Origin of the sequence: Pseudomonas sp. MWU13-2517 (genome assembly GCF_023242545.1) — a bacterium.
In the GTDB taxonomy this organism is placed as follows: Bacteria; Pseudomonadota; Gammaproteobacteria; order Pseudomonadales; family Pseudomonadaceae; genus Aquipseudomonas.
The window spans coordinates 15,881-36,963 of record NZ_JALMFA010000016.1 but is presented as its reverse complement, the minus strand read 5'-3'; the positions used below and the strand labels follow the sequence as shown (position 1 = coordinate 36,963).

The 21,083-nt window shown below is 60.8% G+C and carries 15 protein-coding genes; 8 read left to right on the top strand and 7 right to left on the bottom strand.

Translation table 11 applies throughout. From position 1 onward, the window contains the following. Nucleotides 1-88: 88 nt before the first annotated feature. Nucleotides 89-2,185, top strand: coding sequence for an EAL domain-containing protein (locus M5B97_RS22175; RefSeq protein WP_248732660.1), 2,097 nt, complete (start codon nt 89-91; stop codon nt 2,183-2,185). A gap of 53 nt (nt 2,186-2,238) precedes the next feature. Then, nucleotides 2,239-2,985, top strand: coding sequence for an SDR family oxidoreductase (locus M5B97_RS22170; RefSeq protein WP_123718843.1), 747 nt, complete (start codon nt 2,239-2,241; stop codon nt 2,983-2,985). A gap of 12 nt (nt 2,986-2,997) precedes the next feature. Here the strand turns inward: M5B97_RS22170 and M5B97_RS22165 are convergent, their stop codons facing one another. The 4 genes from M5B97_RS22165 to M5B97_RS22150 form a co-directional block, all read right to left on the bottom strand. Next, a complete protein-coding gene (locus M5B97_RS22165; RefSeq protein WP_248732659.1) occupies nt 2,998-3,459 on the bottom strand; it encodes a hypothetical protein in 462 nt (153 codons plus the stop codon). A gap of 92 nt (nt 3,460-3,551) precedes the next feature. Next, nucleotides 3,552-4,961 carry a GntR family transcriptional regulator MpaR gene (gene mapR, locus M5B97_RS22160; RefSeq protein WP_123718845.1) on the bottom strand — a complete coding sequence of 470 codons (1,410 nt, stop codon included), beginning with the start codon at nt 4,959-4,961 and terminating at the stop codon, nt 3,552-3,554. Between the two features lie 521 nt (nt 4,962-5,482). Next, on the bottom strand, nt 5,483-6,892 hold the full coding sequence (gene ccoG, locus M5B97_RS22155) for a cytochrome c oxidase accessory protein CcoG (protein ID WP_248732658.1): 1,410 nt from the start codon (nt 6,890-6,892) through the stop codon (nt 5,483-5,485). Nucleotides 6,893-7,078: 186 nt separating this feature from the next. Further along, nucleotides 7,079-7,318 (bottom strand): DUF3203 family protein, encoded by a 240-nt coding sequence (locus M5B97_RS22150; protein ID WP_248732657.1) that lies wholly within the window; start codon nt 7,316-7,318, stop codon nt 7,079-7,081. A 123-nt stretch (nt 7,319-7,441) separates the two neighbouring features. Here M5B97_RS22150 and M5B97_RS22145 point away from each other — a divergent pair, with 123 nt between their 5' ends. Then, on the top strand, nt 7,442-7,936 hold the full coding sequence (locus M5B97_RS22145; RefSeq protein ID WP_134660773.1) for an MgtC/SapB family protein: 495 nt from the start codon (nt 7,442-7,444) through the stop codon (nt 7,934-7,936). Here the strand turns inward: M5B97_RS22145 and M5B97_RS22140 are convergent. Beyond that, nucleotides 7,914-8,090, bottom strand: coding sequence for a hypothetical protein (locus M5B97_RS22140; protein ID WP_167659691.1), 177 nt, complete (start codon nt 8,088-8,090; stop codon nt 7,914-7,916). The two genes, M5B97_RS22145 and M5B97_RS22140, sit on opposite strands and share 23 nt — an antisense overlap. A 206-nt stretch (nt 8,091-8,296) precedes the next feature. On the opposite strand from M5B97_RS22140, the gene M5B97_RS22135 reads away from it, so the two are divergent. The 4 genes from M5B97_RS22135 to M5B97_RS22120 all read left to right on the top strand — a co-directional run bounded on the left by M5B97_RS22135 (nt 8,297) and on the right by M5B97_RS22120 (nt 17,244). After that, a complete protein-coding gene (locus M5B97_RS22135; RefSeq protein ID WP_248732656.1) occupies nt 8,297-10,285 on the top strand; it encodes an alpha-1,4-glucan--maltose-1-phosphate maltosyltransferase in 1,989 nt (662 codons plus the stop codon). 153 nt (nt 10,286-10,438) lie between these two features. Next, nucleotides 10,439-13,792, top strand: a complete 3,354-nt coding sequence (treS, locus tag M5B97_RS22130; protein WP_248732655.1) for a maltose alpha-D-glucosyltransferase — start codon at nt 10,439-10,441, stop codon at nt 13,790-13,792. After that, a complete protein-coding gene (gene glgB / locus M5B97_RS22125; RefSeq protein WP_134660770.1) occupies nt 13,789-16,026 on the top strand; it encodes a 1,4-alpha-glucan branching protein GlgB in 2,238 nt (745 codons plus the stop codon). Before treS ends, glgB begins: the two co-directional genes overlap by 4 nt. A 51-nt stretch (nt 16,027-16,077) precedes the next feature. Then, complete coding sequence (locus M5B97_RS22120) at nt 16,078-17,244, top strand: GGDEF domain-containing protein (protein ID WP_248732654.1); 1,167 nt, start codon at nt 16,078-16,080, stop codon at nt 17,242-17,244. A 3-nt stretch (nt 17,245-17,247) separates the two neighbouring features. Here M5B97_RS22120 and M5B97_RS22115 read toward each other — a convergent pair whose 3' ends face one another. After that, complete coding sequence (locus M5B97_RS22115) at nt 17,248-19,434, bottom strand: ATP-binding protein (protein WP_248732653.1); 2,187 nt, start codon at nt 19,432-19,434, stop codon at nt 17,248-17,250. Nucleotides 19,435-19,604: 170 nt separating this feature from the next. Continuing rightward, nucleotides 19,605-20,456 (bottom strand): CAP domain-containing protein, encoded by an 852-nt coding sequence (locus tag M5B97_RS22110; RefSeq protein WP_123718854.1) that lies wholly within the window; start codon nt 20,454-20,456, stop codon nt 19,605-19,607. A gap of 347 nt (nt 20,457-20,803) precedes the next feature. On the opposite strand from M5B97_RS22110, the gene M5B97_RS22105 reads away from it, so the two are divergent. Continuing rightward, the gene (locus tag M5B97_RS22105; protein WP_248732652.1) at nt 20,804-21,013 is read left to right on the top strand and encodes a co-regulatory protein PtrA N-terminal domain-containing protein; all 210 of its coding nucleotides are present in this window, start codon (nt 20,804-20,806) and stop codon (nt 21,011-21,013) included. Nucleotides 21,014-21,083: the final 70 nt, after the last annotated feature.

Below are 21,083 nucleotides of genomic sequence, written 5' to 3'. Positions count from 1 at the left end.
GCGAGCCTCCGATAATTTTTCTCGCTACAATCGCCGCCTTTTCCATCTGGTACGGGTTTTTTTCAGCCCCGTAGGTTCTGAGAAATCCATGCTAATCGGTAGCTATTCTCCCTCTTTGGTCGTGATCTCCCTGTTTGTGGCGATACTGGCCTCCTATACCGCGCTGGACATGGCAGGCCGCATCGCAACGACCAAGGGCCGCGCGATTTATTTATGGATGACCGGCGGTGCATTGGCGATGGGCGTGGGCGTGTGGTCCATGCACTTTATCGGCATGCTGGCCCTGCGCTTGCCGTTCGCGTTGGGGTTCGATATGGGCATCACCGCGCTGTCGTTGCTGATCGCGGTGTTGTCCAGCGGCTTTGCCCTATGGCTGGTCAGCCAGCAACGACTGCCGCTTTGGCAATTGCTGTTCGGCGCCTTGGTGATGGGCGCGGGCATCAGTTGCATGCACTACACCGGCATGGCAGCCATGCGCATGACGCCGGGTATCGACTACGACCCGACCTTGTTTGGCGCATCCTTGCTGATCGCAGTGATAGCTTCGGGCGCTGCGTTGTGGATCGCTTTCAACCTGCGGCGCAATACGCCCTATGTACGCTTGGCGCGCGCAGGTGCGGCGGTGGTCATGGGGGTGGCCATCGTCGGCATGCACTACACCGGGATGGCGGCCGCCCAGTTTGCCGACGACAGTTTTTGCGGCGCGGCATTGTCGGGCTTGAGTGGCAAAGGCCTGGATAATCTGGTGCTGGTGACCAGCCTCTCGGTACTGATCATTGCCCTGTTGACCTCCTTGCTCGACGCTCGCCTGGAGGCGCGTACCGCCGTGCTTGCCGACTCCCTGACGCTGGCCAACCAGGAACTCACCCACCTGGCCTTGCACGACATGCTCACCGGCTTGCCCAATCGCCTGTTGCTTTCCGACCGCATCCAGCAAGCGATGCAGACAGTGCACGAGCAGAGTGGCTGCTTCGCTTTGATGTTTATTGACCTGGACGGCTTCAAACCGATCAACGATGCCTTCGGTCACCATATGGGTGACCAGTTGTTGCGCGAAGTGGGTTTACGCTTGCGCGAGGACTTGCGCAGCCAGGACACCCTGGCGCGGATTGGTGGCGATGAGTTCGTGCTCCTGGTGCAACTGATGCAGCCGGAAGACGCGATGGCCCTGGCCGCGCGCCAGGTCGAACTGATAAACCGGGTATTCACGGTGGCCGAACACGATCTGAAGATATCCGCCAGCATCGGCATTGCCCTGTTTCCGGGGAATGGCAGTAAGCCCGAAGAGCTGTTGATGAATGCCGACGCTGCCATGTATCACGCCAAGGGCATGGGCAAGAATGGCTACAGCTTCTTCGATGTGTCGATGAACACCAACGCGCGCAAACAGCTGCAGTTGTTGCAGGACTTGCGCAATGCCCTGGAGCATCGGCAGTTCCGCCTGCATTACCAGCCCAAATTCGATGCAGTCAGTGGTCGGGCGGTCGGCGCTGAAGCGTTGCTGCGCTGGGAGCACCCGCAACAGGGCCTGTTGCTGCCCGCCACCTTTATCGAGTTGGCGGAAAAGAGCGGTCTGATCATCCCCATCGGTGAGTGGGTGCTTAATGAGGCCTGCCGTCAGATGGCTCTGTGGCGCCTCAAGGGCTATCACGACTGGCGAATCGCGGTGAACTTGTCGGCGTTGCAGTTCTGTCATGCCGGTCTGGTCAAGAGCGTCGCCGTTGCCCTGGACCGTCATCAGTTGCCGGCCAACAGCCTGACCCTGGAAATCACCGAGACCACCGCCATGAGCGACGCCGATGCCAGTATGACGGTACTGCAGCAGCTCTCGGACATGGGCGTCGACCTGTCCATCGACGACTTCGGCACCGGCTATTCCAGCCTGATGTACCTCAAGCGCCTGCCGGCCAACGAGTTGAAGATCGACCGGGGGTTCGTGCGCGACCTGGAGCATGACAGCGACGATGCGGCTATCGTTTCGGCCATCGTCGCGCTGGGCCAGGCCCTCGGGTTGCGAATCGTGGCCGAAGGCGTGGAAACGGATGTCCAGCAAACTTTCCTGACACGCCTGGGGTGCGACGCTCTGCAAGGCTACTTTTTGGGCCACCCGTTACCTGCTGACAGTTTCATGGCCAATATTCAGCGTGCCGAAGGCGCGGCAGTGCCTGACAAAAACGGCGTGTGACGGGTATTCTGAATTCAACCCTAAACGCTTGGTTGAATCAGGAGGCAGCACCCATGGATAAAGTCCTCGTTATCACCGGAGGTAGCCGAGGGATCGGCGCCGAGACGGCCCTGCTGGCTGCTCGGCAGGGCTATCGCATCTGCATCAACTATCAGTCGGATGAAGAGGCTGCCCAGCGCGTGCTGGATCAGGTTCGCGCATCAGGGGCGCAAGCCATCGCCGTACGGGCGGATGTCAGCATTGAAGACGAGGTGATCGCGCTGTTTCATCGGGTGGATGCCGAGCTGGGCCGTGTCACTGCGCTGGTCAACAACGCCGGCACGGTAGGGCACAAGTCGCGCGTCGATGAGATGTCCGAATTCCGTATCCTGAAAACCATGAAAACCAACGTGTTGGGCCCCATCCTGTGCGCCAAGCATGCGCTGTTGCGCATGTCGCCAAAGCATGGCGGGCAGGGCGGCAGTATTGTCAACGTGTCGTCGGTGGCGGCGCGGCTGGGGGCGCCGGGTGAATATGTCGACTATGCGGCATCCAAAGGCGCTCTGGATACCTTCACCCTTGGCCTGTCAAAAGAGGTGGCGGGCGAGGGCATCCGTGTCAACGCGGTGCGCCCCGGTTATATTTTCACGGACTTCCATGCCCTCAGCGGCGATCCGGACCGCGTCAGCAAGCTGGAGTCCGGTATCCCGATGGCCCGTGGCGGGCGCCCGGATGAAGTGGCGGAAGCGATTATCTGGCTGCTGTCGGACAAGGCTTCCTATACCACCGGCACGTTTCTCGATTTGGGCGGCGGCCGGTAACGCCGCCTGTTGTCAGGTGCGATAGCGCAGCGCCGGGTAACCCTTGCGGGCAAAATCTTCAAGCACACTGGCTTCGGAGTTGGGTGCGATGCGGTAGCCAGTGCCGGATAGGCCGTCGATTTTCCCGTTGCGGCTATGACTGTCGTTCAGGCAGCGGTCATCGAGGTTGTCAATGAACCGCAGCACCTGTTCCAGATTGTAGGCTGCATTGGCCCTGGCCTCGGGGTCCTTGTTGGCGGGAGTCCAGTCACCGACCTGCGCCATGAGCTCATCGAGCAGGTGGTAGTTGTCGCGGTTGCCCAGAAACTCATTGAGTATCGGGCTCTGTTCAATGATCACGTCCGCCGAACGATGGTCACCGTCGGGCCGCCCCATGGGGGCGGTCATCTCGCGGAGTTTTTTCTGTTCCTCTGCACGCATGTAATTGGGCGGCGTAGGAAGTGGGCCAGGGTGGGCAGGTGAATAAATGGTCATGGGAAGTCTCAACATTCGATGTGCAAATAAGCACCGCTTGATGTGGGAGGAGGTGCTTCCCTTTGTGGTTCATTGTGCAATGTGGTTCCAGCTCAAAACGACCGCACAATCTTCCCCAGTGTCTCCATCGCTTTCTCCGACGCCTCGGTCCAGGGGCTGCCGTAATTCAGCCGGATACAATTCCTGAAGCGCCGGGTTGCCGAAAAAATCGGCCCCGGCGCGATGCTGATGCCTTGGGCCAAGGCCATCTGGAACAGCTTGAGCGAATCGGTCGGCTCCGGCAGTTCCAGCCACAGGAAGTAGCCGCCGGCCGGTTGGCTGACCCGCGTCTGCGCCGGGAAGTAACGGGCAATGGCGGCGAGCATGGCACTCTGCTGTTCCTCCAGCGCATAGCGCAGTTTGCGCAGGTGCCGGTCATAGCCGCCGTGTTGCAGGTAGTCGGCAATGGCCGCCTGCGCCGGCATGGAAGGGCACAACGAGGTCATCAGCTTCAGGCGCTCGACCTTCTGCGCAAAGCGCCCGGCCGCCACCCAACCGACGCGATAACCCGGTGCCAGGCTTTTGGCAAACGAACCGCAATGCATCACCAGCCCCTCTGTGTCGAAGGCTTTCGCCGGTTTGGGCGCTTGTTGCCCGTAATACAGCTCGGCGTACACGTCGTCTTCAATCAACGGCACCTGGTGGCTGCGCAGCAGTTCCACCAACGCCTGTTTCCTGGCTTCCGGCAGCGTGGCACCCATCGGGTTCTGGAAGCTGGTCATGGTCCAGCAGGCTTTGATCGGATAGCGCTCCAGGCTTTGCGACAAGGCATTGAGGTCGATGCCATCACGCGGATGCACGGGGATTTCCACGGCCTTGAGTTTCAAGCGTTCCAGCACTTGCAGGCAGGCATAGAACGCCGGCGCTTCGATGGCTACCAGGTCGCCGGGCTCAGTCACGGCTTGCAGGCAGAGGTTCAGGGCTTCGAGGGCACCGTTGGTGATCAGCAGTTCCTCCATGGGCAGCATCAGCCCGCCCACCATGTAGCGCAGGGCAATCTGTCGGCGCAGTTGCGGATTGCCGGGCGACATGTCGGTGACCACCAGGCGTGGGTCCATCTCGCGACCGGCACGGGTCAGGGAGCGGGCCAGGCGTTGCAGCGGGAACAGCAGGGGGCTGGGGAACGCCGAGCCGAAGGGCACGGTATTCGGGTCCTTGATGGAGTCGAGCACCGAAAACACCAGTTCGCTCACATCCACTTCCGTGGACTCGTGCACCTGTTCGCTCACCACCGGCTCGGAAAACGGGCTGGGTGCATGGGTGTTGACGAAGTAGCCCGAACGCGGTCGTGCGCGGATCAGTCCACGCCGTTCCAACAGGTAGTAGGCCTGGAATACCGTGGAGGGGCTGACGCCGTAGGTCTGGCTGGCATAGCGCACCGACGGTACCCGCTGGCCGGGGCCGAGGACGCCGGAGCGGATCAGTTCTGCGATGTCGTCGGCGAATTTTTCGTAGCGTTTCATGGGGGCCTTAGGCAGTTCTTCAGGTTGGGCACGGCAAAAAAAGTGGGGGGGCTTGCTTCCGGTAGTCAGTGGTACCTATACACCTGTGGTGAGGGAGCTTGCTCCCGTGGCGGCCTGTCAGCCGGCCGGGATATTGGAACAGACTGCGTACATATCCATTGCTGCGGTAACGGCGACTTAGGGTTCCGCCCTTACGGCGGGTCACTTTTGGAAAGAGCCCCAAAAGTAACCAAAAAGGCTCTTGCCCCACCACTCGGCACCTCGCTCAGGCTCGGTGTGCCCGAACGCAGGCTTGAATCCGTGGGCCGCCGTCATGGGCCATCCCTGGCCCAGGACGGCTAACCCGGCGTCCTGCCGGGTTACCCACGGATTCAAGCCTGCGTTCGGCCAGCGTGGTTTAACGGGGCGCCTAGGATCAAGATCAAAAGCAAAGCAAAGCAAAGCAAAGCAAAGCAAAGCTAAGCAAGTAGCAAGGTAGCGCCATCGTTTGTTGAGTGATCTTTTCTTTCAACATTGTGTTGTCAACGGTTCAGCGGCGCCACAAAGCGGCTGTCGGCGGCGCTATGGATCCAAGGCTCATCCACATCCGTTACCTTGAAGCGCAGGGGTTGTGAACTGCTTGTCGGCTTGTCCGCCAGCAGTACCACCGACACTGGTATGTCGCTGATTTCCCCCGGTGCCAGGCTGATTTCGGTCTTGCCTTGCAGCTGGTAACCCTCGGCGTTTTCCAGTTCAAGGCGGTAGTCCTGGCGTTGCTGGGTCTTGTTGATGACCTTGAGGCTGTAGATATTCTCGATCAAGCCCTGGCTGTTCTCGCGGAACATGCCTCGGTCTTTGGTCACGTCCAGCGATACCATCGGCCGCTGCACCAGCGCCACCACCAACGCGGCGATCATTACCAGCAACACCGCACTGTAGCCGATCAGGCGCGGCCTGAGCAGGTGGGTTTTGCCGCCTTGCAGTTGGTGTTCCGAGGTGTAGCTGACGAGGCCGCGGGCGTACCCCATTTTGTCCATGATCGAGTCGCAGGCGTCGATGCACGCCGCGCAGCCGATGCATTCCATTTGCAAGCCGTCGCGGATGTCGATGCCGGTAGGGCAGACCTGTACGCACAGTTGGCAGTCGATGCAGTCACCCAGGCCGACGTCGGCGGGTTTCACCTCGCGTTTGCGTGGGCCACGCTGTTCGCCACGGGCCACATCGTAGGAAATGGTCAGGGTGTCCTTATCGAACATTACACTCTGGAATCGCGCATAGGGGCACATGTGCATGCACACCGCTTCGCGCAGCCAGCCCGCATTGATGTAGGTCGCGCCGGTAAAGAACAGCACCCAGAACAGACTGACGCCGCCTATCTGCCAGGTCAGCAGGTCGGCAACCAGGGGGCGGATTGGCGTGAAATAGCCGACAAAGGTCAAGCCGGTCAGCACGCTGATGCCCAGCCACAAGGTGTGCTTGGCCGAGCGCCGTGCCAGTTTGTCGAGGCTCCAGGGGGCCGCCTGCAGCTTGATGCGCTGGTTGCGTTCGCCTTCGGTGACTTTCTCGCACCACATGAACAGCCAGGTAAACGAACTTTGCGGGCAGGTATAACCGCACCACACGCGTCCGGCGAAAACGGTGATGGCAAACAGGCCAAAGGCGCAGATGATCAGCAGCGCCGAGAGGAGGATGAAGTCCTGGGGCCAGAAGGTCGCCCCGAAAATATGGAATTTACTTTCGGCCAGGTCCCACAGTACCGCCTGGCGTCCGCCCCAGTTCAGCCACACAGTGCCGAAAAATGCCAGGAACAGGAAGCCGGCGCCGGTCACGCGCAGAGTGCGGAACAGGCCGGTAAAGCTGCGGGTATGGATCAGGTTGTCGCTGGATTTGGCCTTTACCTTCTTTGGGTATAGGGGCTCAAAGGTTTCCACGGTTGGGATTCGTTCGCTCATGGTCGTTCGCTCATCAGCCTCCATCAGGCCAATGAACTATGCGCGTGGCTCTGTTTGCATAACAGACTCAGCTATGGCGATAAAAAGCGGATCAGATGGGCTTTGATGCGGTCACTGCGACAATGTGCTGCACCCCATTTCGTGTGGGGTGCAGGGCAGGTTTGAGGTACAGCTGATACAGGTCGGTCAAATCACCGAACCATCGTCGGTCGCCTTCACATGCTCGCGCCCATCCGTGGCCCCTGCCACGGTCAATGCATCCGCCTGCGCTTCAGTGATGTAGATGCGCTGACCCTCAAGGGCCACAAACGACATGGACTTGGCGCTGTCTGTGCTCACCGTTACGTCGGCGGCATTCAGGCGTTGCTCCTGACCGTTTTCATCGACCTTGAAGTAACACGTCTGGTGTTCGATACGGACGGGCATGGTGATTTCCTCTCTTATGCCAGTTGATGCAATTTAGGGCGTGTGGTTTGCCGGGTGTTCCAGGCAACTGACTGACGGTCGCCGCTGTCCATCCAGTAACGATCATAAAAAAGGATAGGTTCCATGGACGCGTGGTGGCATGAAGTGTGGCGGACCCTTGTGGCCGAGTTTGCCGATATCGGCGATGCCAGGCAGCTCACCCAAGTCACTGTGCGGCTGGTGATCGCCGCGATCCTGGGGGGCATTCTCGGGTTTGAACGTGAACAAAAAGGCAAGGCGGCCGGGGTGCGTACCCACATGTTGGTGGCAATGGGAGCCGCCTTGTTCGTGATGGTGCCCCAGATGTCCGGCAGCCAGGCGGACGCCATGAGCCGTGTATTGCAGGGCGTCATTGCGGGCATTGGCTTTCTGGGGGCCGGCACGATTCTCAAGGGCAAGGAAGATGAGGAGGGTCAGCACGTCAAAGGGCTGACCACTGCCGCAGGCCTGTGGATGACCGCCGCCATTGGCGTGGCGGCGGGGATGGGGCGTGAATCCACGGCGGTGCTCAGCACTTTGTTGGCCTTGGCGGTGTTCAGCATCATGCCGCGGATCGTCAAGCGGCTGGAAAAGGACTGACGATCACCGGTGGCATGGTTGTCGGCGGTTCTTGCACCGGTGGGGGCTGGTCTTCCGGTGGTTCCTTCTCCGGAATCGGCTCCGGCTCGGTCGGCGGCAGCGTGGGTTTGTCGATATTCGGGTCCGGGGTTTCAGCCGGGATCGGGATAGTCATCGGTGTGGCCTCCTTTGTGCTTTGCTCTACCGGTGGACAGCCACCTGAGCGAATTGATTCCCGCCCGATGGCGGCATATCCACCTGAACTTTTAACCCAGGCCCAGGCTCGGACCTATGACGGCCCTGCTCAGGAAGAGCACTGGCGTATCGGAATTCGGATCAAGCACACAAGCGCGTCCGCAAGGCGTTAGGGGGATAGGCTCGATGACAGCTGAAACACAGGCTCCAGAAGATTCCCGATTGCCGCTGTCCCAGGCGTTGTTATTGCCCAGGATCGCGATTGAAAGCACCACCCCTGTGATCGACGGCGGCGAGTTCGCCGTGAAAGCTGTGGTAGGGCAGCGCATCAACGTCACCAGTAAGGTATTTGCCGACGGCCATGACCAGCTTGCGGTGCTGATCCGCTGGCGGGCCTTGCATGAGCAAAGCTGGCACAGCGTGGTGATGACGGATGTCGGCAACAACGGCTGGGAAGGCGGGTTTAACGTCACGACCCAAGGCCCCCACGAATTTTGCATCGAAGCCTGGATCGATACCTTCGCCAGCTTCTGCTACGAGTTGCGCAAGAAACACGAGGCCGGAGTGCCGGTCAGCCTGGAGTTGCAGGAAGGTCGCAGCCTGGTGTTGCAGGCCGCCGAACGCAGTGACAATGAGCTGCGCGACCGCCTGATGCTGCTGCATCACGAACTCTCCGGCTTGCTGGAAACCGAGCAGGTCGCCCAGTTTCTGCACGAAGACAGTGCACACCTGATGACCCAGGCCGACCATCGTGCCTATCTGAGCATCAGTACGATCTACCCGATCGACGTGGAGCGCGAGCGCGCGCAATTCGCCAGTTGGTACGAGCTGTTTCCCCGCTCGATCACCGACGATCCGGCGCGCCACGGCACATTCAACGATGTGCATTCACGCCTGGCGATGATCCAGGACATGGGGTTTGACGTGCTGTATTTCCCGCCGATCCACCCGATTGGCCGCAGCCACCGCAAGGGCAAGAACAATGCGTTGACGGCAGGGCCCGAGGATCCCGGCAGCCCCTACGCGATCGGCAGCGAGGAAGGCGGTCACGAGGCCATTCACCCGCAACTGGGCAGCCGCGACGACTTCCGCCGTCTGGTCCGGGCCGCGGCCGACCATGGCCTGGAAATCGCGCTGGACTTCGCCATCCAGTGCTCCCAGGACCATCCGTGGCTCAAGCAGCACCCGGGCTGGTTCAACTGGCGCCCGGACGGCACGATCAAATACGCTGAGAACCCACCGAAAAAATACCAGGACATCGTCAACGTCGACTTTTACGCCGCCGATGCGATTCCAAGCTTGTGGACCGAGTTGCGCGACATCGTGGTGGGCTGGGTGGAAGAGGGCGTGAAGACCTTTCGTGTCGATAACCCTCACACCAAGCCGCTGCCGTTCTGGCAATGGCTGATCAGCGATGTGCGTGCCAAGTATCCCGAGGTGATTTTCCTCGCTGAAGCCTTTACCACGCCGGCAATGATGGCGCGCCTGGGCAAGGTCGGTTATTCCCAGAGCTACACCTACTTCACATGGCGCAATACCAAGGCCGAGTTGAGCGAATACTTGACGCAACTGGGTCAGTCGCCGTGGCGTGAGTGCTACCGGCCGAACTTCTTCGTCAACACGCCGGACATCAACCCCGGCTTCCTGCATGAGTCCGGTCGCCCGGGCTTCTTGATCCGCGCCGCGCTGGCCACCATGGGTTCGGGGTTGTGGGGCATGTATTCGGGCTTCGAACTGTGCGAATCCGCGCCCGTGCCGGGCAAGGAAGAGTACCTGGACTCCGAGAAGTACGAGATCCGCCCACGGGACTTTACCGCGCCCGGCAACATCATCGCCGAGATCGCCCAGCTCAACCGTATCCGCCGACAAAACCCGGCGTTGCACACGCATTTGGGGTTGAAGCTGTACAACGCCTGGAACGACAACATCCTGTATTTCGGCAAGCGCAGCGAGGAGGGCGACAACTTCATTCTGGTGGCGATCAACCTCGATCCCTATAACGCCCAGGAAGCTCACTTCGAACTGCCGTTGTGGGAACTGGGGCTGCCGGACGACGCCCAGACCCAGGGCGAAGATCTGATGAGCGGCCATCGCTGGACCTGGTATGGCAAGACCCAGTGGACACGGCTTGAACCGCAGATGCCGTTTGGGATCTGGCGCATCACCACTTCTTGAGTCTGTTGGAAATAAAAGTGTGGGAGGGGGCTCGCCCCCGATAGCGACGTGTCGGCCAGTTCGCGTATGGCTGACTCAGCGTAACCGGGCGTGAGCCCCTTCCCGCTGCAATGAGTCCTTCAGGCCGATGATCAAGTATTCCAGGAGTTTCCAATGGCGAAGAACCCCAAGCCTGCCACGTTCATAAAAGACCCGCTCTGGTACAAGGATGCGGTGATCTATCAGGTTCACGTCAAATCCTTTTTCGACGCCAATAACGACGGCATCGGCGACTTTCCCGGCCTGATCGCCAAGCTCGACTACATCGCCGACCTGGGCGTGAACACGATCTGGCTGTTGCCGTTCTATCCCTCGCCACGCCGCGATGATGGCTACGATATCGCCGAGTACCAGGGGGTGCACAGCGACTACGGCACCATGGCCGACGCCAAGCGCTTTATTGCGCAGGCGCATAAGCGCGGGCTGCGGGTCATCACTGAATTGGTGATCAACCACACTTCCGACCAGCATCCCTGGTTCCAGCGCGCACGCAAGGCCAAGCCGGGTTCGGCGGCGCGGGATTTCTACGTGTGGTCCGATGACGACCAGAAATACGACGGCACCCGCATCATCTTCCTCGACACCGAAAAGTCCAACTGGACCTGGGACCCGGTCGCCGGCCAGTACTTCTGGCACCGCTTTTATTCGCACCAGCCGGACCTGAACTTCGATAACCCGCAGGTCATGGAGGCGGTATTGTCGGTGATGCGTTATTGGCTCGACATGGGCATCGATGGCTTGCGGTTGGACGCCATTCCCTACCTGATCGAGCGCGATGGCACCAACAACGAGAACCTTCCTGAAACCCACGACGTGCTCAAGCGGATCCGTGCCGAAATCGACGCCCATTACCCCGACCGCATGCTGCTGGCCGAGGCTAACCAATGGCCGGAAGATACGCAGCTCTACTTCGGCGAGCAAAACGGCGATGACGGCGATGAATGCCATATGGCTTTTCACTTCCCGCTGATGCCGCGCATGTATATGGCGCTGGCCCAGGAAGACCGTTTTCCCATCACCGATATTCTGCGCCAGACACCGGAGATCCCTGTCAACTGCCAGTGGGCGATTTTCCTGCGCAACCACGATGAGCTGACCCTGGAAATGGTCACCGACAAGGAACGTGACTATCTCTGGAACTATTACGCCGCCGACCGTCGTGCGCGGATCAACCTGGGCATTCGTCGGCGCCTGGCTCCGCTGATGGAGCGAGACCGCCGCCGTATTGAGTTGCTCAACAGCCTCTTGCTATCGATGCCCGGCACGCCGACGCTGTATTACGGCGATGAAATCGGCATGGGCGACAATATCTACCTGGGCGACCGCGACGGCGTACGTACACCCATGCAGTGGTCCATCGACCGCAACGGCGGGTTCTCTCGCGCCGACCCGGCCAGCCTGGTGCTGCCGCCGATCATGGACCCGCAATATGGCTACCTGTCGGTGAACGTCGAAACCCAGACCCAGGATCCGCATTCGTTGCTGAACTGGACCCGGCGCATGTTGGCGGTGCGCAAACAGTCCAAAGCGTTCGGGCGGGGCAGCCTGAAGATGCTCTCGCCGAGCAACCGCCGCATTCTTGCGTATACCCGTGAGTACACCGGGGAAGACGGGCGTACCGAAATCATCCTGTGCGTGGCCAACGTGTCACGCAGCGCCCAGGCCGCCGAGCTGGACCTGTCGGCGTTCGCCGGCATGGTGCCAGTGGAGATGCTCGGTGGTAACGCGTTCCCGCCTATCGGCCAACTGAATTTCCTGCTGACTCTGGCGCCGTATGGCTTCTACTGGTTCGTGCTCGCGGCGCAGAACCAGATGCCCAGTTGGCATGTGGAACCGGCGCAAAGCATGCCTGACTTCACCACCCTGGTCCTGAAAAAACGCATGGAAGAACTACTCGAAGAACCGTGTCGCACCACCCTGGAACAGACCTCGCTGCCGAGCTGGTTGCCCAAGCGCCGTTGGTTTGCCGGCAAGGACGCCACCATCGACCGTGTGCATATCGCCTATGGTGTGCGGTTCGGCGACGCCGGGCAGCCGGTGCTGCTCAGCGAAATCGATGTGACCAGCGGCGGCCAGGTCAACCGTTACCAGTTGCCGTTCGGCTTTCTTGCCGAAGACCAGTTCACCAGCGCCTTGCCCCAGCAACTGGCCATGGCCCGGGTGCGCCGGGCACGTCAAGTCGGGTTGGTAACCGATGCGTTCAGCCTCGAGCACTTCGTCCGCGCCGTTATCCAGGGCCTGCAAGCCGGTTCGGTGCTGAACACCGTTGAAGGCGATCTGCATTTTGAAGCCACGTCCCATCTGGGTAGTCTGGCGCTGACAGACACCACGCAGGTGCGCTACCTCTCGGCCGAGCAGTCCAACAGCTCGGTGGTGGTGGGTGAGAGTCTGGTGCTCAAGCTCATCCGCAAGGTCAGCAGCGGCGTACACCCGGAACTGGAAATGAGCGCTTACCTGACCGCCGCCAGCTATCCCAATATCTCGCCGCTGATGGGTTCGGTGATTCGTCGCGATACCCAGGGCCAGGACAACCTGTTGATGATTGCCCAGGGTTACTTGAGCAATCAGGGCGATGCCTGGGCCTGGACGCAAAACAACCTGGAGCGGGCAATTCGCGATGAGCTTGAGGAGGCGGTGTCCGAACAGGAACAGCATTACAACGCCCTCGGCGAACTCAAGGATTTCGCCGGGTTGCTGGGGCAGCGGCTGGGTGAGATGCACCAGGCATTGGCGGCGCCGACCACCAACCCAGACTTCAAGCCCGAAGCCACCACGGTCAAGCACACCCAGGCCTGGGCCAAGGATGTCGGCGCGCAGATCGAGCGTGCCCTGCAATTGCTTAAAGTTCACCAAACCCAGTTGAACCCCGCCGATCAGGCGTTGGTCAGTGAATTGCTGGGCCAGAAAAAGGCCATCGGCGGTCATGTCCAGGCGCTGGCGAAAGCCTCGGCGGGCGGGCTGCGGATTCGGGTGCATGGTGACTTGCACCTGGGTCAGGTGCTGGTGGTCAAGGGGGATGCGTTCCTGATCGATTTTGAAGGGGAGCCGGCGCGTCCGCTGCATGAACGGCGTGGCAAGCACAGCCCCTACAAAGATGTGAGCGGCGTGTTGCGCTCCTTTGATTACGCGGCGGCGATGGCCCTGAGTGCGCAAGGACAAGGCGTGGACCACTCGCCTGAGGCCGAGCGTGCACGCAAACGCGTGACGGATCGCTACCTCACAGAGGCAAGGCACGCGTTCACCCAGGCTTATCAGGAGGCGACGTCTACACTGGCGCATGACTGGCAGGATGCCGGTGGCCAGGATGCAGCGCTGACGTTGTTCAGCCTGGAGAAGGCCGCGTACGAAGTGGCCTATGAAGCGGAAAACCGCCCGAGCTGGTTGCCGGTGCCCTTGCAGGGTCTGCACAGCTTGCTCAGTGGGCTTGAATCTATATCGAAAAATGCACGCGGTGGGGAAACGTCATGAGTTATACGCATAAAGAACCGCTGCAGCCCAAGTTGACTGCAATACCGGCGTCCAAGGACGTCGAAGCGTTGGTCCGCGCCGAGCACCCGGACCCGTTCTCGATACTGGGGCCGCACGATGACGAGCAGGGCGGCCAATTTATCCGCGCCTTTTTGCCGCAGGCCCTGAGTGTCCAGGTCTTGAGCCGTGATAGCGGTGAGGTGATCGGCAGCCTGGAGTCGACCCAGGTGCCAGGTTTGTTTGTCGGGCAGTTCGGCACGCGCCAGGCGTACCTGCTGAAAATCCAGTGGGCCGGTGGTGAGCAAATCACCGAGGACCCCTACAGTTTCGGCCAACTGCTGCTCGGCGAAATGGACCTGTACCTGTTTGCCGAAGGCAATCATCGCGACCTGAGCAGTTGCCTGGGGGCCCAGGTCACCACGGTGGATGGTGTACAGGGCGTGCGTTTTGCCGTGTGGGCACCGAACGCCCGGCGCGTATCGGTGGTGGGCGATTTCAACATCTGGGACGGACGCCGCCATCCGATGCGCCTGCGCCATCCTTCCGGGGTGTGGGAGATCTTCATTCCTCGCCTGCAACCGGGCGCGGCGTACAAGTATGAAATACTCGGTGCCCACGGAATTCTGCCACTCAAGGCCGACCCCATGGCCTTGGCCACCCAGCTGCCGCCGGATACTGCGTCCAAAGTCGCCGCGCCGTTGCAGGTGGACTGGCAGGACCACGCGTGGATGCAGTCACGCAGCGAACGACAGAAGACCACGGCACCGTTGTCGATCTACGAGCTGCATGTGGGTTCCTGGCAATGCGAACTGGACGAGGCGGGCGAAGTGGCCCGCCAATATGGATGGCGTGAACTGGCCGAGCGCCTGATCCCCTATGTGCAGTCATTGGGCTTTACCCATGTCGAATTGATGCCGATCATGGAGCATCCGTTCGGTGGCTCCTGGGGTTATCAGGCATTGTCCCAATTCGCGCCAAGCGCCCGATTCGGTTCGCCGGAGGATTTCGGCTATTTCGTCAACGCGCTGCACCAGGCCGATATCGGGATAATTCTTGATTGGGTGCCGGCGCATTTTCCTACCGATACCCACGGTTTGGCGCAGTTCGACGGTACCGCGCTGTACGAATACGCCAACCCGCTGGAAGGCTTTCATCAGGATTGGGACACCCTGATCTACAACCTGGGGCGCACCGAAGTACATGGCTTCATGCTGGCTTCGGCGTTGCACTGGCTCAAGCATTTTCATGTCGATGGCCTGCGGGTGGATGCGGTGGCGTCGATGCTGTACCGCGACTATTCACGCAAAGCCGGCGAGTGGGTGCCTAACCGCCATGGCGGTCGGGAGAACCTGGAAGCCATCGACTTCCTGCGCCACTTGAACGATGTGGTCGCACTGGAAGCGCCCGGTGCGCTGGTGATCGCCGAGGAATCCACCGCCTGGCCTGGCGTCAGCCAACCTACCCAACAGGGTGGCCTGGGTTTCAACTACAAATGGAATATGGGCTGGATGCACGACTCGTTGCATTACATCCAGCAAGACCCGGTGTATCGCGCCCATCATCACAATGAGCTGAGTTTCGGGCTGGTGTACGCCTGGTCCGAGCGCTTTATCCTGCCGATCTCCCACGATGAAGTGGTGCACGGCAAACACTCGCTGATTGACAAGATGCCTGGCGATCGCTGGCAGAAGTTCGCCAACCTGCGCGCCTACCTGAGCTTCATGTGGATGCACCCGGGCAAGAAGCTGCTGTTCATGGGGTGTGAGTTCGGCCAGTGGCGCGAGTGGAACCACGACCAGCAATTGGACTGGTACCTGTTGCAATACGCAGAACACAAGGGTGTGCAAAAGCTGGTAGGTGACCTCAACCGCCTGTACCGCGAGGAGCCTGCGCTGCACGACCAGGACGATTCGCCCCAAGGCTTCCAGTGGCTGATCGGCGACGACGCAATCAACAGCGTCTATGCCTGGCTGCGCTGGAGCAAGGAGGGCAGGCCGGTGTTGGTGGTGGCTAACTTCACCCCAGTGCCGCGCGAAGCCTACAGCGTCGGTGTACCGTTTGCCGGACGTTGGAGCGAGGTCATCAACAGCGATGCCGACACCTACGCCGGCTCCAATTACGGCAATGGAGGCGCCGTGTTCACCCAGGAAGAACCCCGCCACGGGCAACCGGTGTCGCTGTCGTTGAATCTGCCGCCATTGGGGGTGCTGATTCTGCGGCCGGAAGGGCTTTAAGGGCTCTGGGACCGGCGAGACGGTTGTCCCGGCTGCTGGCTGAGTGCCACAATGCTGGCTTTGTCATGGCAATCGAAGCAGGCGGATTTCATGAGCAACCTTGGGCATGGGCTGGACCCGGATTGCGTGATCGAAGAGCAGGTGCGAACCGACCGTTTGCACCAGCTGTTTCGCCAATCGTTCGCCGCGATCTTTGGCAGTTACCTGGGCGCCACAATGTTGTGCTGGCTGTGCTGGGACCGTTTCGACCACCAGGTCATGCTCGTTTGGCTGGTGGCGCTCGCGGTGTCTTCGTCGCTGCGCCTGAAGATGTTCATGGAGTGGTTTCGCTGCCCCGAGGTCGAGCGCACGCCCGCGCGCTGGGAACGGCGTTATTGGATGACGCTGATGTTGTCGGCCGGTATCTGGGGCAGCGGCGCGTTGGCGGTGATGCCTCAAGATGACCGCGTGTCCCAGTTGCTGGTGATGTTGTTTGTCGTAGGCATGTCTGTCAGTGCCGTGTCGAGTTATTCGGCCTACCGCTACATGACGTTGGGCTCCATGGCCCTGGTGCTGCTGCCGTGCACGCTGTGGTTGCTGTTTCAGCCGACACTGATGCAAGTGGGGGTGGGGATTGCAGTGCTGGTGTTTTCGACCTTCGTGATCAGCGCCACGCGTAAATTTTCCGACGCTCTGGAAAAAGCCTTTCGCCTGACCCGGCAAATGGAACGCGCCCATAACATCTCCACGCGCGCCGCCCAGACCGACGAGCTGACCGGTCTGATGAATCGCCGTGCGTTCTTCGAACACGCCCAGCGGTTGTATGCGCAATGTCGTCATAACCAGCAACCGGTGTGCGCCTTGATGATGGACATGGACCACTTCAAGAACGTCAACGACACTTATGGTCACCAGGCCGGCGATCAGGTATTGCGGCAGATTGGCGGGGTGATCAGTGCATCGTTTCGCCAGACGGATGTGTATGGTCGCCTCGGCGGCGAAGAGTTTGCGGTGTTGCTGCCCAACACTTCGCTGGAAACCGCGCGCGATATCGCCGAGCAATTGGTCAACACCATTTCCAATCTGACTGTCGAACCGGTACAGGGCTTGACGGCCAGTCTTGGAGTGGCCGTCGTACGCAGTCTCGATCAGGACCTGCACAGCCTGATGAACACCGCCGATAAGGCGCTGTACCACGCCAAGGCCATGGGGCGTAACCAGGTGGCCGTGGCGAAGTAGGGCTCAGTCCCTGTGCATCGATCTGGCCAGCGCCCGTGCTACCTGGTCGGCGGAATAGGGTTTGGCGAGAAACTCGAAGCCTTCATAGCCGCTGTCGGCCAGCTCTTCGCTGTAGCCTGAAGTGAGTACCACGGGCAGGGCCGGGCGCCGCTCGCGCAACAACCTGACCATGGTCACGCCGGTCATGCCCGGCATCACCACGTCCGAGAAAATCCCGTCGAACACCATGGCGTCCTCGCCGGCCAGCATCAGTGCCTGTCTGGCATCGGTGGCCCAGGTGGTCTGGTAGCCCAGGTCCTGGAGAATCTGGTTGGCGAAACGGCCGACTTCGAGATTGTCTTCGACGATCAGGATATGACCCACGGCCTTGTCCCGCGCCGGGTTGCAGTCCAGGGTCGACGGCGCGCTCTGTGCCACCGGGGCTTCCACTTCGGGCAGGTAAAGGGTAAACACCGTGCCCTGGCCCGGGGTGCTGGCCACATCGACGTTACCGCCGGACTGCTTGGCAAACCCGAACACTTGGGACAATCCCAGGCCGGTTCCTTTGCCCACCGGCTTGGTGGTAAAGAACGGCTCGAAAATACGCTCGAACGTCTCGAACGGGATACCCGTGCCCGTGTCGGCCAGAGACACGGTCACAAACGGCTGCTGGGCCGGGGCATCGCCACGGATGCGTGGCAGCGCCGAGACGTGGGCCACGCGCAGGGTCAGGGTGCCCTGGCCGTCCATGGCATCGCGTGCATTGAGGGCAATGTTGATCAGCGCAGTTTCAAACTGGCTGGCGTCGACACGTACATGGCAGGGGTGTCCGGGCAGTTCGACCTTTACATGAATGCGCGCGCCGGTGACGCTTTCGAGCATCTCGCCGATGTTTTGCACGCGCAGGCCCGCGTCGAAGACTTCCGGGTTCAGCGGTTGGCGGCGGGCGAACGCGAGCAACTGGCTGGTGAGCTTGCTGGCCCGCTCGACAGTGTCTGAGACGGCGCCTAGGTAGCGCTGGCGACGGTCTTCGGACAGCCCCGGCTGGCGCAGAAAATCCACGGAGGAGCGAATGATCGTCAGCAAGTTGTTGAAGTCATGGGCGACGCCGCCAGTCAATTGGCCGATGGCTTCCAGCTTTTGCGACTGGTGCAGTGCGGCTTCGGCCTGGGTCAGTGCGGTGGTGCGCTCTTCTACCCGTTGCTCCAGGGTCGCGTTCAGTTCGGTGATGGCCGCCAGGCCCTCGCGCACGGCGGCGTCGGCGCGCACCCGCTCGATGTGCGCCCAGGAGCGTTCGGTGACTTCACCGAGGAGCGCCAGTTCATAGGGCGACCAGGCGCGCGCCGCTTTGTCGTGCACGGCCATCAGTGCAGTCAGGCGACCGTCCTTGATCAGCGGGAAGCACACTGTCGCCGTGGCGCCCAGGGCCAGGTAGCGGGCGGACTCCTCGGGTGTGAACTCCACACGGTTGTCGCGAATCACCAGGGGCTCGCCCGCGCGCAGTTTTCGCACGGCCTGTTCGCCAAACGACGCCAGGCGGTAGCGCCCGACAATACTCGGCGAACCAGGCGCGGCCCAATTGCCGCGAATGGTGAAACCGTCTTCATCGGCATCCATATCGGCGTAGGCGCAATTGGACACCTGCAGGTGCTCGGCCAGCAGGCGCGTGGTGATGCTCATGATGGCTTGTGCGTCGGTGGCGCCGGCCACGGCACTGCCGATGGCATCCAGCGCGGCAAGACGGCGGGCGAGGAATACGGTGGTCGTGGTTTCGGTGACCGTGTCGAGCATGCCCACGACCACGCCTTGAGGGTCACGGATCGGGCTGTAGCAAAAGGTGAAGTACGCCTGCTCTGCGCCTGCGCCACGCTCGATCACCAAGGGGTAGTTTTCGATATAGGTGGCATGGCCTTGATAGGCTGCATTGGCGATCGGCCCGATGTCGTCCCAGGCCTCGTGCCACACCTCACTGAACGGGCGTCCCAATGCGGCCGGCTTGTCGCCCAGAATCGACACGAATGCGTCATTGTAGAGGGTGATCAGCGACGGTCCCCAGGCGATGGATTGGGGGAAGCTTGAAGCAAAGCATAATGCGACGGTGGTCTTGAGCACGTCGGGCCATTGGTCCAGTGGCCCCAATGGGGTGGCGGACCAATCATGCCGTCGTACCTGCTCGGCCATGTCGCTGCTGCTTTGCAGCCAATTCATCATTGTGGGTGCACCTTGTCTGCCACGGGCTGTCGATGCCTGAAAGTCAGGCCAACAGGCAGAAGACCGAAATCAACGTTGCCAGTTCAGCGCGATTATCCAGGGGATGGCGATTTGATGCTATCTCCATGTGAATAGGCACACACTTGGCAGTCCGGGTCGTTGCACATCGACTACTGCGCGCCGAAATCCGACGTCCAGTAGATCCCCGCATCACTCTTCGGGTCCATCGCGTAAGACGCGCCCAATTCACGAAATTGCGGGTTCATCAGGTTGGCACAATGCCCTGGGCTGGCGAGCCAGCCGTCCACCACCTTACGTGGAGTATCGAGGCCGGCGGCGATGTTTTCGCCGATGTTCTTCGCAATGTACCCAGCCAACTCGGCCCGGTCGCCCGGGGTGCGGCCGTCGTGATCCAGATGGTCGAAGAAGTTGCCGTTGGCCATGTTGCGTGTGTGATTGTTGGCAGCGCCGGCCAGGTCGTCGTTCCACGACAATGGCGTGGTGGCGCTGAAGGCCTGAGTGCCGCATTGGCGCGCCTGGGCACGGGCGGCGTTGATCAGGTTCAGCAGTTGCTTGCCTTCGGTCTGCCAGTCGCCCAGACCGCTGGTCAGCAGCGGGCGCGCCAGGACGATGCGCCAGTCCTGGCCGCTATTGCTCACGCCGATGTCGACGAACTGCGGGTCCAGCACCACCCGGCAAAAGCTCTCGCGTACGGCTTTCATCGCCGCCTGTGCATCCTTGGGCCCGGACAGGCTGATGGCCTGTACGTTGACCATCGGGTACGCAGCCCGCGCCAACGCTTGCTGCAAATCGCCGACATTGGTGGCCGGCAGCACCAGCCGTGTGTCGCTGGTCAGCGGCGGCAGTTCCTGGGAACCCTGGTCACCGCAGCGTTGCACCTGGCTGCGGTACTGGTTGATCTGTTGTACCAACTGACTTTCTTCATTCGCCATCGCGCTGGCGCAGAACACCGTAGTGGCGGCCAGCGTCGTAAGACCCATCATCAATGACAGAACGCGCATGGACGTTACCCTTGAGCTTGAAAGTGCCCATGATGCGCGATCCGAGTGCATCCATGCACCCATTGATCCGAACTTTTTGCCTCAGCGCCGGCGCCGAGGGCCGAAGTGCCGACAATCAACCCCGGATTTCGCGACAGGTTCAGCAGGCCCGAGCCAGTGCCTCGGCGTGCCGCCTCCGCGTTCTGGATGAAGCGCCGCCAGCATTGATGCAGCACTGAACGAAGCCAAAGCGCTGCCAACCTGTCAAAAAATTTATTCAGCGGAGAACAGGGCGAAAGGCGGTGAGCCCCAGGATGAGTCCAAGCCAACACACCTGTGTTGGCTCAACTCACTCCCGGAGAACACTCATGAAAAGCCTTAAAGCCCTTGTGATCGTGACCTTGATGACTGCCTCCGTCGCCGCAATGGCGGAAGGCGGTGGCGACACCGTGACAGCCAAGATGGAAGCGGCAAGGGCAACCGCCATGACCACGCTCAAAGAGTCAGGGTCTACCACGGCTACAGCCACTGCCAGCAATCAGAACACTTCCAGCAATGATGTCTCGCGTTCGAATTGACCGTGAGAACGTCTCTACAACGTTAAGACCGTCTTGCGCGATTTCGGTTAAATCATCGAGGTTCCATAGA

Excerpts from the sequence above, each read along its gene's own strand:
- M5B97_RS22170 (WP_123718843.1), top strand. The coding sequence starts at position 2,239 with ATGGATAAAGTCCTCGTTATCACCGGAGGTAGCCGAGGGATCGGCGCC.
- ccoG (WP_248732658.1), bottom strand. The coding sequence starts at position 6,892 with ATGAGCGAACGAATCCCAACCGTGGAAACCTTTGAGCCCCTATACCCA.
- M5B97_RS22150 (WP_248732657.1), bottom strand. The coding sequence starts at position 7,318 with ATGCCCGTCCGTATCGAACACCAGACGTGTTACTTCAAGGTCGATGAA.
- M5B97_RS22140 (WP_167659691.1), bottom strand. The coding sequence starts at position 8,090 with ATGACTATCCCGATCCCGGCTGAAACCCCGGACCCGAATATCGACAAA.
- M5B97_RS22175 (WP_248732660.1), top strand. The coding sequence starts at position 89 with ATGCTAATCGGTAGCTATTCTCCCTCTTTGGTCGTGATCTCCCTGTTT.
- treS (WP_248732655.1), top strand. The coding sequence starts at position 10,439 with ATGGCGAAGAACCCCAAGCCTGCCACGTTCATAAAAGACCCGCTCTGG.
- M5B97_RS22135 (WP_248732656.1), top strand. The coding sequence starts at position 8,297 with ATGACAGCTGAAACACAGGCTCCAGAAGATTCCCGATTGCCGCTGTCC.
- M5B97_RS22145 (WP_134660773.1), top strand. The coding sequence starts at position 7,442 with ATGGACGCGTGGTGGCATGAAGTGTGGCGGACCCTTGTGGCCGAGTTT.
- M5B97_RS22105 (WP_248732652.1), top strand. The coding sequence starts at position 20,804 with ATGAAAAGCCTTAAAGCCCTTGTGATCGTGACCTTGATGACTGCCTCC.
- M5B97_RS22120 (WP_248732654.1), top strand. The coding sequence starts at position 16,078 with ATGCTGGCTTTGTCATGGCAATCGAAGCAGGCGGATTTCATGAGCAAC.
- M5B97_RS22110 (WP_123718854.1), bottom strand. The coding sequence starts at position 20,456 with ATGCGCGTTCTGTCATTGATGATGGGTCTTACGACGCTGGCCGCCACT.
- M5B97_RS22115 (WP_248732653.1), bottom strand. The coding sequence starts at position 19,434 with ATGATGAATTGGCTGCAAAGCAGCAGCGACATGGCCGAGCAGGTACGA.
- M5B97_RS22165 (WP_248732659.1), bottom strand. The coding sequence starts at position 3,459 with ATGACCATTTATTCACCTGCCCACCCTGGCCCACTTCCTACGCCGCCC.
- mapR (WP_123718845.1), bottom strand. The coding sequence starts at position 4,961 with ATGAAACGCTACGAAAAATTCGCCGACGACATCGCAGAACTGATCCGC.
- glgB (WP_134660770.1), top strand. The coding sequence starts at position 13,789 with ATGAGTTATACGCATAAAGAACCGCTGCAGCCCAAGTTGACTGCAATA.